Here is a 15,893-nt window from a genome sequence, read left to right on the forward strand (position 1 = left end):
CCAAGAGTAACTTGAACGAGATGCGGCTTACGCAGATAAAATATAGACTCAGTATGGACTTGAAATTACGCAGAGGGGCAAAGGAGCGCCCGATTGGATGGAATGGATGAGATAATTTGTCGGGCACAAATAGCGATCGCTATCTGTTACAAAAGGATAGTGGATGACTCGATTAAATATTTCGCTGCCAAAGAGAATCAAAATTTAGGAGTAGTCAAAGCTAAGAAATTTCTAGCCTCGAAGCTAGATTTGTCTCCTTGGGCTGCGCCCTCTTGAAAAAATGCAATTACCCTAATCTCTCACTGATGGGGGCGAATCTGGGAATACTAAATGCTAAGGTCTTAAAAATTCAAAAGAATTATGATTAGCAGTGTAGTTACCATTCCCGGCTATCAAGTCAGCGAAGAACTCTACAACGGTTCTAGAACCTTGGTTTATCAAGCAGTTCGAGAGACTGACCAACAGCCTGTGGTCATTAAGCTGCTGAAAAATCCTTACCCTAGTTTCATCGAACTTTTGTCGTTTCGCAATCAGTACACCATAGCTAAAAATCTCAACTTACCTGGAATCATTCAAACCTATAGCTTGGAAACGTACCAGAATGGCTATGCATTGGTAATGGAAGACTTTGGAGGAATTTCCCTAAAGCAATGGGGAACTGTACCAAGTGTCATTGAATTTTTGCTTTTAGCGATCGCCCTGTGCAATATATTAGATATTCTCATTCGTCATCGGATTATTCACAAAGATATTAAACCTGCCAATATTCTGATTAATCCAGAAACTTGTGATATCAAACTCATTGACTTTAGTATTGCATCTCTGCTACCACGAGAAACCCAAACCCTGAAAAGTCCCAATGTGTTAGAAGGAACACTCGGTTATTTGTCACCGGAACAAACCGGACGAATGAATCGTGGTATAGACTACCGTACTGATTTCTATTCTCTGGGTGTAACTTTTTATGAGTTACTGACAGGGCAATTACCCTTTCAATCAAACGATCCAATGGAGTTAGTGCATTGCCATATTGCCAAACTTCCACCTCTAGTACATGAAATTAATCCAGAAATTGCACCGATACTCTCAGAAATTGTCAGCAAATTGATGGCGAAAAATGCCGAAGACCGCTATCAGAGCGCATTCGGACTGAAATATGATTTAGAAACTTGCTTGCATCAACTCCAGCAAACGGGCAAAATTGAAAGTTTCCCTATTGGGCAACGGGATGTTAGCGATCGCTTCATTATCCCCGAAAAACTCTATGGTCGGGAAGAGGAAGTCAAAACTTTGCTAGCAGCATTTGACCGTGTTACTAATCATCAAACGGAACTGATGTTAGTCGCAGGGTTTTCTGGGATTGGGAAAACAGCGATTATTAACGAAGTTCATAAGCCGATTGCCCAACAACGAGGCTATTTCATCAAAGGCAAGTTTGACCAATTTAATCGGAATATTCCTTTTTCTGCCTTTGTACAGATGTTTCGAGATTTAATGGGGCAATTGAGCCGTGAAAATGATACTCAATTATCAGCTTGGAAAACCAAAATATTAGCAGCGCTGGGTGATAATGGGCAAGTTATTATTGAGGTAATTCCAGAACTAGAACAAATTATTGGTCAACAACTACCATCACCTAATTTATCTGGAACTGCGGCTTAGAATCGCCTTTAATTTACTCTTTCAAAATTTTATCCAAGTATTCACTACCAAAGAACATCCTCTGGTGATTTTCTTGGATGATTTACAGTGGGCAGATTCAGCATCTTTGAAGTTAATGCAGTTGCTGATAGATGATTCAGTGAGGGGATATTTATTATTAATTGGAGCTTACCGAAATCATGTGGTTTCTGTTGCTCATCCTTTGATGTTGACACTAGAAGAGATTGCTAAAGCCAAAGTCTACAATTAACATTATTACACTAGCACCATTAGTACAGTCAGCTTAAATCAACTAGTTGCCGATACCTAAGTTGTTCGCAAGAAGTCGCACAACCACTAAGTCAACTGGTGTATCAAAAGACCAAAGGGAATCCATTCTTTAGTACGCAATTTCTCAAAGCACTGCATGAAGATGGACTAATTCAGTTTGATTTTGATCAGGGGAATTTGGCAGTGTGATATTCCTCAAGTGAAAGCGTTAGCTCTAACGGATGATGCTGTTGAATTCATGGCATTGCAGTTGCAGAAGTTTGCCAACATCGACCCAGGATGTTTTGAAATTAGCAGCGTGCATTGGTAATGAATTTGACTTAGCAACCTTGGTGATCACTTAGAGGCGCTAGAGCTCAAATAATCTGCCCACAACATCAGAAGCTGAAACTGCAACAGCCCTATGGAAGCTTTACAAGAGGGCTTAATTCTCTACCTCAAACTGAAGTTTATAAGTTTTATATAGGTCAAGAGACTCAAACAATTGCAGGGCAAAACTCACAAGTAGTTACTTATAAGTTTTTCCCACGATCGCGTCCAACAAGCTGCTTATTCTTCCTGACTTACCTGACGATGAGAAACAGACTACTCACTTAAGGCTGGGCAGCTACTATTAAATAATATTTCTCCAAGCGATCAACAAGAGAATTTTTCCAAATTGTTAGTCAATTGAATATGGGTTTGGGGTTACTTACTCAACAGACCGAACGCAATCAACTAGCTCAATTAAATCTGGTCGCTGGACGGAAAGCCAAAGCTTCTACTGCCTACACTGCTGCGTTTCAATATTTAACACTAGGAATAGAGTTGTTACCAGCAGGGCAGATGGCAAAATCAGTATGCTTTGACGCTAGCACTGTATGAGGAAGCCGCAGAAGCAGAATATTTAAACACCCACTTTTGAACAAGCTATCAGTCTAGCAGATTTGATATTGCAGCAAACCACGCATCTGTTTGGACCAGAATTAAGACCTATGAGCTAAAAGTTCAAATTTATATCGCTCAAGATCAGCAAGTTCAAGCTATTGAAACAGGGTTTAAAAGCATTAAAGCAATTAAAAATTCCATTGATATTACCTAAAGTGGAGCAGGGAAAATTCATTTAAAGCGACTACCAGAGTTGACAAGTTTAGCTAATATTCCAGAAATGGCAATCCTATAAGAATCTCTGGCTGCACTGCGATTGCTGATTAGCATTACTCACTCCCTGTTCACCATGTCGAAACCGGGAGATGTTTCCGTCAGTAGCGCTGACAATGCACCATCTTTGTCTTGAGCAGGGACATTCATCCCATGGCTGCTTATGTCTATGGTATTTTATGGCTTATTTCTGTCTGCTGTAATTAAAGATGTAGACACTGCTTATCCCACTCAGGTCAGATATCTCTAGAGCTACTAAAGCAATACCATGCTAAAGGACTCCAGTTCCAAAAGAATTTATATGCTCTTTGTGTTTTTATCTGTGTGCTTGTAAGGAGAGCATGGTCAGAAATACACTTAGAATTGTTACGAGAAGGTATGCGGGTGTGGTCTAGAGGTCGGAGACATCAGATCATAGCTATTCAATGATGGCTGAGTGTACGCATTTATTCTGATTGGAGAACCTCTAAATTCTGTTGATAAAAGGAGCAAATAAAATATATTGATTTACTTTTAAACTTCAAACAAAAGCATTGTCTTGATTATGCCCAGATTTGAACAACTCCTTTTCGCTTCCTCGGACAAACTTCTGACCACTTTCAATTGACTGGTACTGATTTTAATGAGACGGAAATGCTACTACATTTTCATAAAACTCATAATCATCAATCATATTTGCCACCTATGTAGCTAAAACAATTGTGCTTTATAACTTTGAAAAGTATGGACAGGCTGCCAATTAGTAGAGCAAGCCACAGGTTGCGATGGAGCCTTTGGCCCACTACTTGTTGCCGGACATAGCTTTTACTACTCTTTGTCACTTACTTGCATGGTATACTGACCGCGATAAGAAGTAAAAAGAAGATTGCTTAAATCAAGTAGCTACCAGCAAAAAAAACTCATGCAATACTGGGCTGATCTTGCTAAAAGTAATTACCAGCATAAGTATGATTTAGTCGAAGCAGAGATAGACATAGTGATACAAAATTCTACACTCCGAAAGCAATGGAGTATTAAGATCGCGCCATTGCAGTAGCTAAAGAAAACAGCTACCTCAACAAAGAAGCACTTAGCAATGAATTAGCAGCCAAAATTCTACCTCAAGTGCAGGCAAAGAAAAGGGTAGAAACTTAAACCTACATCCAAGAAGCCTACTACTGCTACGCTCATTGGGATACCAAAGCTAAAATTGATGACTTGGAAACACGTTATCCCCAATTACTACAATCTATTCTGCAGCAAAAGCAATTCACTCTCAACCCTTAAAAACCCTTGCTATACCTGCCCGCACGATTCATCAACCAGCACCAAACATCTGAAAAGCTCCAGTAGCACTTCTATCTCTGAAGCCTTAGATTTTGCCACCATCCTCAAAACTTCCCAGAGCCTTTCTAGCGAGATTCCAGTTAGACAAATTGCTCCAAAGGCTTGCTTAATGCACGATTATGACCAATGCTGGAGCCAGTAAATGTGTACTGATGTTGATGCGGGAGAATGACTTGCGAGTAGAAGCGATCGCTCAACTTGGACTTAGGAACCCAGCATTGGACTAGCACTGCCAATGAATCGAAGTTTTGATATTCCTGTCAGTCTGATTTACACTGTCAAGCACGCAGTCTACAATCCCTTGTGATCGATGATGCCAGAATAGAGGCTGTTCTAGTGGCTGGTTTCTACATCACGAAGCACCAGCCAAAAGCCTACTGTGTAATCCCATCGTGCATCAGGGTAAACTGCTTTGGAATTTACATATCTGGGAAATAACCTGGCTACGGAAGGCTTTCAAATTGGTTTGAGAAATAGTAGGGGTGCGATATTCTTTTTGGGTTATTCTGGAAACTACGTATTAAATCCATTGGGATCAGTCTTGAGCGAATTCACCCTCGCCCAAGACTGTTTTTTACCGGAACTTAAACGACATCACGGTAGCTTTCGATAAACCCACCTCACCAGTTGCTAGCTCTTGGAGATTGCGCTGTTCGTCTAACAACTTGATCCGAATTTCTTCCATCTTTTGCTGCAATTGACTGCGTGTATCTGAACCCAGATTCTTAGACTCAATCGCTGGATCATTAACAATAGAGTCCAAGTGCGCCATCATCGCCTCCAAGCTACTGCCAGCCTCCGGGTCAGCATTCGCTAGTAGCACCTGAACCTTCATCAGATGGCGTTGCATTTTCTTCTTGAACTGTACGGGCTTCCGTCCTGGCTCCCAATCGGCTAGTTCAGAGAGAAGCTGCGCGGCGAGTTGTTCACCGCCAGCGATCGCTGATTCCCGTAGCCTTTGCTCCAGATTTTGGTCATACTGTTGGATGAATCGCGTGATTTGGTCTAAGCATTCAGCTTGTTGCTGGTTCAGTTGTTCGGACAATGCCGGGATAATCACCGGGCGACCAATGACGACTTGCAAATAGTCTTCGAGATCGGTCAGAGTCGGGAATGCTCTTAACAAGTTGGCTTTAACTGACTCTTGCTTATCCTGCGCTAATTCCCAAGTGTTAAGTGAGAGAAACTGGTCAATCCGTTCCTGATAATCAATAAGTCCCGCTTCGTAATCAGCTTTTAATTGATTGCGTAAACCAGGGGCGATATTATCTCTGATATTGATTAGCTGATTCCAAACGAGTGGAGCCAAATCAATAGGACAGACCCAATCACCAGTATCAGCAGACATCCACTCTTGAACCGAAGCAATCTCTTGACGCAATTGGGCAGCAGCTTCATCAAGCTTTTTAAATACCTTTATACCTCGCAAACCGACTTCGGAATTTGTGACTTTAACGAGGTCTGATTCAATTTCAGAGACTTCAGCTTTTAAAACATCTGCCCATTTGGGTGCGGCAGACTTTGTACTTTTCTTTAGTTGAATACGAAAGCGAATGCGGGTTTTATTTAATTGCGAGAAATTGTGGCGCTCGACTACTGCATCAGTTAGGAAATTTGTAGCAATAGGGTTGTCAATTGCTTGTACCATTATTATTGACCTCAATCATTATTTTTCACTCTCAATTAAGCGAAGCTTTCTTTGTGGCTATTTCTCAATTTGTGGATGTCCGTAGTAGCCCTATAGATTACTTTTTTAGAGCTTTTTTGTAGCCGAATATGCCTTTTAATGACTGGTGGTTTATGTATTGACATAGCTCAAAATAGTTGAAGTTGCTGCGAATTATCTTGTACCACAGGCTTGTTATAAGTCATGCCTTCGACTTCATAACAGCGAGTCATAAGTTTGTTTCGATTTAGCCGAAAGCTGGCTTTTTTCTTTTGATTTGGCAGAGGTAGAAACAGATACTGTGGATGTTGGATAGTACCTGCATCGCCTAAGTATCGACAATGTGTACCATTAATTTGGTAAACTTTTGATGAGCTTAACAGTGTCGCGTCATACACTTTGATCAAATTTGTTTCCATCTTAGTAGCAGTGAAGTGTGCCATAATTTGTTGTGGAATCGATTTTTCTCCCTAGTCAGATTTAATCAGTCTGACTAGAGAGTTTTTCACGCATAACCTGATTCTTTTTTTCGTCAAGCGGCAACTTTTTGTTTATTCGGTTTAGACAATCTAGAACCGCTACCAGAAGTACGTTTAGTTGTTGAAATAGGTGGATTAACTTGACCGAATGGAGTCTGGATATTGAGGTCAGCTTTCAACTCAGATTGCAGTAATACAAGCTGAGTCAAATAGTAATCAACCTCTTCTAAAATCTCAGCTTCTACTTCTGCCGGTGAGAGCGGCGTAATCTGATCTGATTCCAGATATTTAATTTCTTCTCTCATCCGAGAAACCATGACTAGATAGCGGTAGCCATGACCGCAATTTTCGGCTAGCAAACTATCATGTGGTAATACTTCAATACCAATAATTTTGCCTTGTTGAGTACGTTGCCCAACATTAAACTTTGGAATTCCGTAGCCACGTGGAAGTGTGATTGTTGGTTGCATTTTTCTTCCCTTCGCGTTAATTATTGATTGAGAGTGCCATTCGATTACAGATAGAAATGCTCAAAAATCTGATTGAGTTTTTCTTTTAATTCATCTGACAGAGCATTAAAATCAAACTCGTCTGATTCCCAAACTTGATCCAAGCTTGTAGATTCATCAATAATGTTTGCAATCAAACAAGATTCATTGTCATAGTTCCAGCCATTTGCTAAAAGCCACGGCAGAATTCCTTTAGATTGCAAAAGTTTTTCCAGGTCAAACAAGTCAGAAAATGATTGCAGATTTTCGACATTGGGGTGAACAATTGTAATAGTCATGTGTGATTAGTTGTGAATAGTTGAACAGCACGTATTAGCTGTAGACAAAGTTTGAGCAACTTCTAATTACAGTTGCCCAAACCCTGTTTACAACAAGTTAGAACACCATTTCTGCCGCAGCCTTTGTAACAGCAATCGCCTGTTTACTGATTTCTCGCCAGTCGCTTTGCTCGTTGTAGGATGCCATAACTAATTCCGACTCTACCCATACCCGACAGAACAATACATTTTCATCTGTCGTTCCTGGTTGCGGCTGTAGTGTGATGGGAGAATACAATTGTTGGCGTTGCATAATAGAGGGATGAATTAGGATTCACTACTGTGCATTGTCCATACTGCAAGTCTACGGGGATAAGAAAAAATGGTAAACGAAGAGGTAAACAAAATCACATTTGTGTCAGTTGTGGTCGTCAATTTATAGATGTATACAGTCCACCAAAAGGATACTCAGATAAGATAAAAATTGAATGCTTAAAAGCATACCTTAATGGTGAGGGATTCCGAGCTATTGAGCGCTCCAAAGGTGTTCACCACACAACTGTAATTTATTGGCTAAAACAAATTGGTGAAAAATTGCCAGACGCACCACCAACCGAGGAGATTCCTGAAGTGGGAGAACTGGATGAACTAGAAACTTTCGTAGGGTCAAAAAAAACAAAATTTGGTTATGGACAGCAGTAAACCACTTTCGCCCAGGAATTTTAGCTTGGGTTTTAGGAGATCATAGTGCTGAAACATTTAAACCTTTGTGGGACATTGTTTGCTGCTGGCAGTGCTATTTTTATGTTACCGATGGATGGAAAGTTTACCCCAGTTTTATTGAGCCAGGCGATCATATTGTCAGTAAAACATATATGACCAGAGTAGAAGGTGAAAATACACGTTTACGTCATTATCTGGCACGCTTACATCGCAAAACATTATGCTATTCCAAGTCTGTAGATATGCTTAAATACTCAATCCGCTTGTTACTTCACTACTTAAAGTATAGAGAAATACTCGTGATTAACTGATTCATCCCGCATTTATGCAACGCCCAATTGTTCTGGGGTCAAAGTTGCGATCGCTGCAAGTATGCACTTTGAGAAATGCGTATCGTAACCTGATTCTAAGATATACGTCCTGTCTGCTTGCATAGTTATCAGTAACTTGCAGGTTTCTTTTTTGCGGCGTTCTGTATTCTCAAAACGTAGTTCTTTAAGATATCCAGTTAAGGCAGTTTGAGGGACATCACTCGGTTCACCATTGAGTGTGTACCACAATCCTCCGTGCTGACGATTGCAGTAGATTTTACAATTGCCAGCTTCAGAGTGCAATCCCAGTTTTGGCTTATTGATTGTTGCAACTAACTGCTTGAGCAATTCTTCCTGGCGCATCAAAGCAGCAAGTAAATCCGATGTTTCTTGAGGGTTCATTTGTTTGTACCAAAAGCATTTTCACTTTTGCATTGGCGTAGCCGTTTGATTGTGATATGTGAAGCGTAGAGCCAATAAAACAGCGCTCTTGATTTCACAAAAGCGCTTTTTATTACTAATTATTTGTAGTTACAGGTTATTCGTGTGAATTAAATCTTGCTAACAACTCTTCACGAGATAAACTAGACAATTCCAGTAAAAATTTTGCAAAGTCATCTGGTGATAACTGCAACAAAGTATTAACTACTCTTGAGAGTTCTTCATCCACAGAACCAAACCGGAATCTCAACAAATTTTCTACAACCTGACGGCGTTCAAGTTGTACTCCTTGCTCTATTCCTTCTTGTACCGCTTGCGCTCTTGCTTCTTGATAAGCTTCTGTTAAATTCATAATTAACTCCTGGTCATCTTCGGTTAAATCTGTTTGCGTCATCACACTGATACGCCATCTGTAAACCATTTCAAGAATATTACGGCGGATAAGATTCTCTGGTGGAAGGGCAACCAGTTCACTTACTGCTTGAATTTGTACTTTTCCCCGTCCCAAAAGCCTCAACCATAGCGTCTCTGAAGTAACTGGTAGTTGGTTAATAGCTACTATTGCAATTCTAAAAACATTAGGCAGAAAGTATATTCCAGTAGACCAGTTTTCTAGCTCTAATTGTGCGCCAAAACCTTTGAGTAAATCTGGCGAAGCTGATGGTACTAAAATCCACAAACGAGGTAAATCATCATCATCATCATCTAAAGTTTTTCCTTCTGCCGATGCCCGACAGTTCAAAGTTGAAAAGACATTTAAAAGTTTATGTAGGCAGCTTCGGACTTCTGTTTCACCAATTTGCTCATAATAAACTTCTATTGAACAATCACTTTGAGCAACTTTAGCAAGTAATCCAAGTGAGTGTCTTTCGGTTTGAATTGTCCCTTTCGGAAAAAACAGAACAATTCCCCGCCTTTCTGAACCGGTTATTACGCCACTAATTTCTACGCTACCTAATGGTGAAAGCAAGCCTTCAAGATAATGCTCAACAAACAGACTATAAAATTTTTGGGTCATTCAAAGGACAAATTGCAAAGGATAGTTTATACCAATACCAAAATCGCTTTCGTTGACTTGGAAAGTATTAGTCTTATTGAACCTCACACGACTTAAAGTCGCGTGATTCCTGCTTCAACGATCTTTGCCTGAAGAAATTCAGGACTAACAAGTTCTCCACAGGCGTATATAGCATCCGGCGCACCGACGGCTGCTGTCTTGAAAAGTCGGGGGGTTGCTGGGGAAACCCCAGCAGTATTAACACCCCCGCTTTTCGCTGTTAGAATTCTCAACCCTTCACTCAAAATATTTAACGCTGCATTTTTGTCCCTCAAGTTGTAATTAGTGCAATTAGGACAAGACCATTCGCGCAACTTTAAATCCTTAACCAATGGGTTGATAAAACCACAGTCATTACAAGTCTGAGATGAGGGATAAAAGGTGCCAACTTTCTGTACGATTCTGTCATGCCACAGAGCTTTGTATTCAAGCATGGCGACAAACTTTGACCAGCTAGCGTCTGAAATACTCAGGGCTAATTTATGGTTTTTCACCATATTGGCAACTCGTAAATCTTCTATACAGATAATGCTGTTTTCTTTAATTAATCGAGTTGACAACTTGTGCAAAAAGTCATCTCTGAGATTGGTAATGCGTTGGTATGTACGAGCCAGCTTGTTTTTCGCTTTGACTCGATTGCTACTACTTTTCTGACTGCGAGATAGTTTTTTATGAGATGCGCGTAACTTCCTCTTCTGGGTTCTATAATATTTAGGATTTTCTACAACTTCACCATCGCTAGTAACCAGATAAGATTTGATACCTAAATCTAATCCAATATTTTGCGTGACTTGAGGGTATTTCTCTATCTCAGTTTCACACAAAATACTAGCAATATAAATACCCTCAGAAGTCCGGGTTATCGTAACGTTTGTAAGCTTCCCGCTAATATCTTGTGATTTGTGAAACTTTATCCATCCTAACTTCGGAAGCTTTAAACGATTCTCTATTACCTGGATGTTACCGTTAGTAAGATTCGTTTTGTAAGACTGCTTGCAACCATGCTTCTTTTTGAACTTGGGGAAACCGACACCTTTTTTATTTTTAGACTTCTTCAAGTCAGTAAAAAACTTTTTGTATGCCGTCTCTAAATTCTTGAGTGAGTTTTGCAGAGCAAATTTATCTACAACATTTAACCACTCAATCTCCTTTTTGAGTAGAGTTAGCTGCTGGCTACAAGCATTGTAGTTTAAAGTCTTCTGCTCCGTGGCATATAACTCTTGTCTTAGTGCCAAAAAGCGGTTATACACATATCTTGCACAACCAATTGTCTTGTTAATTAAGACTTGTTGGTTGTGGTTAGGGATAAGTGTAACTTTAAACGCTCTCTGCATTTGTCTTTTAATATTTCGCTACAATGATTTTACCATAATACACAAGCATCTAAATATAGAAATATGGATCGCCTAACTCATGACTGGAAGTCACGAGTGTGCGGCTTGCAGAAATCAATACTGTCCTAAAGCAGCTTGAAAAACTTGTTCAGCAGTTAAATTTAGCTCTCTTAAAGTAGGTGATTGAATCCGATCATTTCCTCGAAATTGAGTAACTTGATATTCACCTTCGACTAAAGCATAAACTGATATTGTCGGTTGTTTAGGATTCCCAATAAACCGCTTTCCACCAAGAGCAGCATAGTCAACAATCCAATATTCTGGAATCCCAATTTCCTCGTACTCACCAAATTTAAGGAAATAATCATCACGCCAATTTGTACTTACAACTTCCACGGCTAATGGAATTGATTCTGCTTGAGTAACTGTTGATGCTTTTTTCCAGAGGGGTTCATTGACCAAGTTAGGAAGATTCAATACTAATACATCTGGAATATAACCAGATTTCCTATCAACTGATTTGACTAATACTTGACCAGGAATAGTATAAGCTAGATTAAACCTGCGAATCTCAAAATTGAGTTCTCTAATCAAAAATGCTCTAACTAGCTCATGTTCTCCTGTTGGTTGCATTTCTACTATTACTCCTTTGTATAGTTCATATCTGCCATTTTCTGGTTTCCACTCTAGAAATTCTTCAAAAGTAACTGGTTCTGGTAAAGCTTGAAACATCGTATTATCTCTTCAAGTTTGAACTGATGCCAACGGAATGTTTGAACGCGCAAAAATTTCAGATTTGCTTCTATCTTTATATTTAAATAAAGGATCTCGTTTTCAAATCAGTAAGTGGACAGTTTTTCTAATTTGTCCTGTCCACTATTCAGATTTCTTTAATTTTACGCTACCGCCAACTCTAAGCTAACCTGTGGTACTTTATTAGTCGCCGGAGCTATGGAAAAAGATTCAACAGCCTCCTTGACGCTCCAATGCTGCACTCCATCGCCACACCGCCAATAATAAGTTTTAGGGTCGTTTTCCCATAACTCATCAGCATTTCTGACCTTGAAGATAATTCCCAAGAATTCACCATCTAGATATACGTTGTGAGCAGTCTCGATGTTATTCTTACCCACATACATCAAACGATAGTTGTCCACTGGTTCGCACAAGTCTTCTGCACGAGTCCCGCGATAGGAGCAGTTTCCGCACCCATGTCCTTCGCAGTCTGGGCAGATAGCAGCAGGCATATTCCACTTTGGCAGGGTGAAATCCCATTCAGCCGGTGGGGTTAATATTCGAGCCTTGTGAGAGATATAACAACCAGCGTGACCGATTACTTTATCAGAATGGTACTGGACGCTCAACGATAGCCAATCACAATCACCTAACAAGCCAATTTTCTCAGAAGCTTGTTTTAATTCCTTTTCTTCTTTGTGATTGCACTTTACTGGAGCAGAAATACTCGCTTTTACCTCTGCAACAGCGCGTTTGAATGATTGTTTGTGGTAACGAGCATAGCCGTGGATCATTTTTACCCACACAATATCATCACTGTTGATCCAGATAGTCACTACATCTTCGGGCTGGCACTCTTTTGAGTAGTCCGACTGATTGACGATGGTTGCAATGATTTGGCGATCGCGCGTGGTTAACGGATCTTTTGTTGGCGTGGGGGCTGAAACTTGTGTAATCATTAGCAAATACCTCTTAAATGGGTAAAAGGGCGATCGCACAGTTTTCCCGACGGGGCGATCGCCCTATTTTATTGGTCAGTTTGTTGTGCCTTCAGCACAACACTCTCAATCTAGAATTGGCGAAGCCTTATAAAAGTGTTCAAGGGTAAAGCGTATTAACTGATGGTCAAAACACTAGACAGCACTAAGCTGTAGAGAAGATATTGGATTTATCGTGCCCTCTGTACAGCCATGTCGAAACAATTGAAAAGGCGATTACATACTGAGGAGTAATAATCGCCTTAATTTTGAAAAGATTGAAGTTTTTACAACCAGTTTTTAGACTTGGTGGGTCATCGGAATCATCTCGCGGTGGCTTGGCCATTACAAGTTTAAGGCTTCCGGCTGCTAGTCCCGGTGGCTACTAGTTTTATTGGTTTGGTATCAGTACTCGATTTAGTTGATTTAGTTTGTAAGTCTTTGGTATTGGGGGCGCTGGTGATTTACTCTCCTTCGCCCTTATATTTAGTATTTTATAACGCACACCTGTAATTTGTCAAGACTATTTAGTAACGCAGCGCAACTACTGCACAGTGCAGTTTATATCCCAAATTAAAGAAGATACGTCACCATTTAATGCAACACAAAGCTTTTGTAGGATTTCAGTACTAACAGTTACTTCTTTGGGCTTTTTAGGACGATTAACAAACAAGTGTGGAGCTTCTAATTGCTGAATGTAAGTAGCAGATATACCTACTATCTCTGATAGTGCTTTCCGGCTATATCCAGCCTTTTCCCTTAATTCTCTTAATTTCTGCGCGTTTTCTTCATTCCAACGGAAAGATGCTACCGGAGTAACATCTATTTTAATCTTCATTTGTAAATCTACCTTGTTATTGCGCTCACCTGTTGGCATTTAATCCTACTCGCTTTAATATATTGGTGTCAACCATAATTCAACCAAATAAACTCGTGTTACACCATAAATTTATGGTGCTAAAAGCTTTTGTCCTGGTTGATAATGCCCAAAATTATTTATGGACAATTGCTTTAGTGACAGATCGACTTAAGGCCGCTAAGGCTTTTCCTCGAACTTAGACTGGTATTCGACAGAAAAGCGATTGCCAATAACACCAAACGTCTTACGCTCCTTGAGCAGTGCCAGAGCAATCGCATACGCTTGTACACGATTGCTGATTGAGGGCAATGCCAGAGTGCGATGCCTGCGGCGGTAAACTACGCTTTGATTCTGGAACGATTGAATGAAGTTTTTGCAACCAGTTTTCAGACTTGGTTTGGTCATCGGGATCTCCCTGGCGGCTCCAGCGTTAGAAGTTTACTTCCGGCTATTCCGGTTTTAGCTCTGGCTACTTTAAATAGCGGCACTTCAGTTTTGGTTCGTCAATGTTCGTTGAATTAGTTTGCGATCCCTTTTTGCGTTCAGGTGCAGGCAGTTCGCTTTTCCTTTACAAGTAATTATTGCAACTATTAGTAGGATGAATTGAGCCAAGGCGATTGCTTGCTATATAATCCGTATTTCACTCTTTACGCACATGGCAGTTACAGCAAAGGCTTTAGTTCAAAAAAGCAACATTTCCACTCATCAGGTTTACATTTTTCAAAAACCCTCTGTTTTTCCCATTGGGTTATGATGTTTTCTGAAATAAAGAAATGCCTCTTGTTGGCCATACCTCTCTCCTTGGCACAAGTGGCTCAGGGAGCGACTGGTTTTGTGGATACGGTAATGATGGGTTGGCTAGGAAGCCAGACCATTGCATCTGGAGGTTTAGGAGCTAGTATCTTTGGCTTTTGTCTGCTACTGTTTACTGGTATTGTTTCTGCTGTTAGCCCCTTAGCTGCCCAAGCATACGGATCTGGAAATCAAGAGAAAGTCGGGACAATTGTACGGCTAGGACTAGGGATATCTCTGATACTAGCAATACCGATTGCTTTATTGTTTTGCAATGGGGGTAGTTTACTCCTGCTGCTAGGGCAGGATGCTAATACAGCAGCATTAGCACAGACTTATTTAAGAGCGATCGCACTGGGTTTCATTCCTGCTTTAGGCTTTGCGGTACTTAAAAGTTTTCTTTCTGCTCTGTTGCAACCGCGATTAGTGATGGTGACTGTAGTTTTGGGTACTTTGCTCAACATCGCTGCTAACTATGTGCTGATGTTTGGCAAGCTAGGTTTTCCAGCAATGGGGTTAGCTGGTATCGGTTGGGCAAGCACATTCTCACTTTGGAGTATGTTTATTGCTTTGACAGTTTATATATGTAATCAACCTCAACTTGCAGTGTATGGTATTTTTCAACCCTCATTTTACAAGGCTTTTACCTTAGAATATCGCCATATTATTGGCGAGATTTTTCAGGTTGGGCTGCCCATCGGCGGACTGATTGCAGTAGAAGTAGGACTGTTCACTGTCGTCACTTTCTTGATCGGGCAATTAGGAACAAATGCCCTTGCTGCTCATCAAATTGCTTTACAAACTATTTCTATGTCATTCCAGATTGCACTGGGCGTTTCTATTGCGACAACAATTCGTGTTGGGCAGTTAGCCGGACAAAATGACCTAGCTGGCACTCGTCTGGCTGGATATGTCGGCATTGCCATTGCAGCTTTATCTATGGCTGTAACAGCTATTGCATTTTGGTTAGTGCCAAAGTCGATTATTTCTCTTTACATTGACATTAATGACCAGAACAATGCACAGGTGGTTGCCCTAGCAGCGAAATTGCTGGGAGTGGCAGCGATTTTTCAAATAGTTGACGGTGTGCAAGTGACTGCGGCGGGAGCATTACGCGGACTTAAAGATACTCGAATCCCGATGTTGATTGGAATTTTTGCTTATTGGTGTGTTGGCTTATTCACTGGTTATACTTTTGGAATCACGTCGGGCTATGGAGCTATTGGTCTTTGGTGGGGATTGGCTATTGGTTTAGCCCTCGCTGCAATAATCTTGACTTGGCGCTTTAGCACCAGAGCAACTAATTACTAATTGCTTACCTTCATTTGTTTGACATAACCAAGTAGTGTATAAGT

The 15,893-nt window shown here is 40.5% G+C and carries 15 protein-coding genes and 1 pseudogene; 5 read left to right on the plus strand and 11 right to left on the minus strand.

What is annotated here, in order from left to right; translation table 11 throughout:
• Positions 1-102 precede the first annotated feature (102 nt).
• Both FD724_RS35310 and FD724_RS35315 read left to right on the plus strand, forming a co-directional pair.
• Positions 103-276 carry a hypothetical protein gene (locus FD724_RS35310; protein ID WP_179076216.1) on the plus strand — a complete coding sequence of 58 codons (174 nt, stop codon included), beginning with the start codon at positions 103-105 and terminating at the stop codon, positions 274-276.
• 84 nt (positions 277-360) lie between these two features.
• Positions 361-2,989 (plus strand): annotated as a pseudogene (locus tag FD724_RS35315) (AAA family ATPase); the annotation flags it as partial.
• Between the two features lie 1,983 nt (positions 2,990-4,972).
• Here FD724_RS35315 and FD724_RS35320 read toward each other — a convergent pair.
• The 5 genes from FD724_RS35320 to FD724_RS35340 form a co-directional block, all read right to left on the minus strand.
• Positions 4,973-6,046, minus strand: coding sequence for a hypothetical protein (locus FD724_RS35320; RefSeq protein ID WP_179076327.1), 1,074 nt, complete (start codon positions 6,044-6,046; stop codon positions 4,973-4,975).
• A 167-nt stretch (positions 6,047-6,213) separates the two neighbouring features.
• Entirely contained in the window at positions 6,214-6,507 is a 294-nt protein-coding gene (locus tag FD724_RS35325) for a hypothetical protein (protein WP_372726547.1), read from the minus strand.
• An 89-nt stretch (positions 6,508-6,596) separates the two neighbouring features.
• Positions 6,597-7,013 carry a hypothetical protein gene (locus FD724_RS35330; protein ID WP_179076328.1) on the minus strand — a complete coding sequence of 139 codons (417 nt, stop codon included), beginning with the start codon at positions 7,011-7,013 and terminating at the stop codon, positions 6,597-6,599.
• A 44-nt stretch (positions 7,014-7,057) separates the two neighbouring features.
• The gene (locus FD724_RS35335; protein ID WP_179076329.1) at positions 7,058-7,330 is read right to left on the minus strand and encodes a hypothetical protein; all 273 of its coding nucleotides are present in this window, start codon (positions 7,328-7,330) and stop codon (positions 7,058-7,060) included.
• 97 nt (positions 7,331-7,427) lie between these two features.
• Complete coding sequence (locus FD724_RS35340; protein WP_256874705.1) at positions 7,428-7,622, minus strand: hypothetical protein; 195 nt, start codon at positions 7,620-7,622, stop codon at positions 7,428-7,430.
• Positions 7,623-7,651: 29 nt separating this feature from the next.
• On the opposite strand from FD724_RS35340, the gene FD724_RS35345 reads away from it, so the two are divergent.
• Positions 7,652-8,343, plus strand: a protein-coding gene (locus tag FD724_RS35345) for an IS1 family transposase (RefSeq protein ID WP_179076330.1) whose coding sequence is annotated in 2 segments (ribosomal slippage) — positions 7,652-7,987 and positions 7,990-8,343 — 690 coding nt in all. Because the reading frame shifts where the segments join, the coding sequence is not laid out codon by codon here.
• 12 nt (positions 8,344-8,355) lie between these two features.
• Here the strand turns inward: FD724_RS35345 and FD724_RS35350 are convergent.
• The 6 genes from FD724_RS35350 to FD724_RS35375 all read right to left on the minus strand — a co-directional run bounded on the left by FD724_RS35350 (position 8,356) and on the right by FD724_RS35375 (position 13,764).
• The gene (locus FD724_RS35350) at positions 8,356-8,745 is read right to left on the minus strand and encodes a hypothetical protein (protein ID WP_256874706.1); all 390 of its coding nucleotides are present in this window, start codon (positions 8,743-8,745) and stop codon (positions 8,356-8,358) included.
• Between the two features lie 136 nt (positions 8,746-8,881).
• A complete protein-coding gene (locus FD724_RS35355; RefSeq protein ID WP_179076331.1) occupies positions 8,882-9,802 on the minus strand; it encodes a hypothetical protein in 921 nt (306 codons plus the stop codon).
• Between the two features lie 92 nt (positions 9,803-9,894).
• Positions 9,895-11,175, minus strand: coding sequence for an IS200/IS605 family element RNA-guided endonuclease TnpB (gene tnpB / locus FD724_RS35360; RefSeq protein ID WP_179076332.1), 1,281 nt, complete (start codon positions 11,173-11,175; stop codon positions 9,895-9,897).
• A 114-nt stretch (positions 11,176-11,289) separates the two neighbouring features.
• On the minus strand, positions 11,290-11,907 hold the full coding sequence (locus FD724_RS35365; protein WP_179076333.1) for a Uma2 family endonuclease: 618 nt from the start codon (positions 11,905-11,907) through the stop codon (positions 11,290-11,292).
• A gap of 164 nt (positions 11,908-12,071) precedes the next feature.
• On the minus strand, positions 12,072-12,869 hold the full coding sequence (locus tag FD724_RS35370; protein ID WP_179076334.1) for a hypothetical protein: 798 nt from the start codon (positions 12,867-12,869) through the stop codon (positions 12,072-12,074).
• Positions 12,870-13,431: 562 nt separating this feature from the next.
• Positions 13,432-13,764 (minus strand): helix-turn-helix domain-containing protein, encoded by a 333-nt coding sequence (locus FD724_RS35375; RefSeq protein WP_179076335.1) that lies wholly within the window; start codon positions 13,762-13,764, stop codon positions 13,432-13,434.
• Positions 13,765-14,067: 303 nt separating this feature from the next.
• On the opposite strand from FD724_RS35375, the gene FD724_RS35380 reads away from it, so the two are divergent.
• Positions 14,068-14,268, plus strand: a complete 201-nt coding sequence (locus FD724_RS35380; protein ID WP_179076336.1) for a hypothetical protein — start codon at positions 14,068-14,070, stop codon at positions 14,266-14,268.
• Between the two features lie 258 nt (positions 14,269-14,526).
• Positions 14,527-15,849, plus strand: a complete 1,323-nt coding sequence (locus FD724_RS35385; protein ID WP_256874707.1) for an MATE family efflux transporter — start codon at positions 14,527-14,529, stop codon at positions 15,847-15,849.
• Positions 15,850-15,893 lie beyond the last annotated feature (44 nt).

The organism is Nostoc sp. C057 (genome assembly GCF_013393925.1).
GTDB lineage: Bacteria > Cyanobacteriota > Cyanobacteriia > Cyanobacteriales > Nostocaceae > Nostoc > Nostoc muscorum_A.

Excerpts from the sequence above, each read along its gene's own strand:
- FD724_RS35310 (WP_179076216.1), top strand. The coding sequence starts at position 103 with ATGGATGAGATAATTTGTCGGGCACAAATAGCGATCGCTATCTGTTAC.
- FD724_RS35320 (WP_179076327.1), bottom strand. The coding sequence starts at position 6,046 with ATGGTACAAGCAATTGACAACCCTATTGCTACAAATTTCCTAACTGAT.
- FD724_RS35325 (WP_372726547.1), bottom strand. The coding sequence starts at position 6,507 with ATGGCACACTTCACTGCTACTAAGATGGAAACAAATTTGATCAAAGTG.
- FD724_RS35330 (WP_179076328.1), bottom strand. The coding sequence starts at position 7,013 with ATGCAACCAACAATCACACTTCCACGTGGCTACGGAATTCCAAAGTTT.
- FD724_RS35335 (WP_179076329.1), bottom strand. The coding sequence starts at position 7,330 with ATGACTATTACAATTGTTCACCCCAATGTCGAAAATCTGCAATCATTT.
- FD724_RS35340 (WP_256874705.1), bottom strand. The coding sequence starts at position 7,622 with ATGCAACGCCAACAATTGTATTCTCCCATCACACTACAGCCGCAACCA.
- FD724_RS35350 (WP_256874706.1), bottom strand. The coding sequence starts at position 8,745 with ATGAACCCTCAAGAAACATCGGATTTACTTGCTGCTTTGATGCGCCAG.
- FD724_RS35355 (WP_179076331.1), bottom strand. The coding sequence starts at position 9,802 with ATGACCCAAAAATTTTATAGTCTGTTTGTTGAGCATTATCTTGAAGGC.
- tnpB (WP_179076332.1), bottom strand. The coding sequence starts at position 11,175 with ATGCAGAGAGCGTTTAAAGTTACACTTATCCCTAACCACAACCAACAA.
- FD724_RS35365 (WP_179076333.1), bottom strand. The coding sequence starts at position 11,907 with ATGTTTCAAGCTTTACCAGAACCAGTTACTTTTGAAGAATTTCTAGAG.
- FD724_RS35370 (WP_179076334.1), bottom strand. The coding sequence starts at position 12,869 with ATGATTACACAAGTTTCAGCCCCCACGCCAACAAAAGATCCGTTAACC.
- FD724_RS35375 (WP_179076335.1), bottom strand. The coding sequence starts at position 13,764 with ATGCCAACAGGTGAGCGCAATAACAAGGTAGATTTACAAATGAAGATT.
- FD724_RS35380 (WP_179076336.1), top strand. The coding sequence starts at position 14,068 with ATGCCTGCGGCGGTAAACTACGCTTTGATTCTGGAACGATTGAATGAA.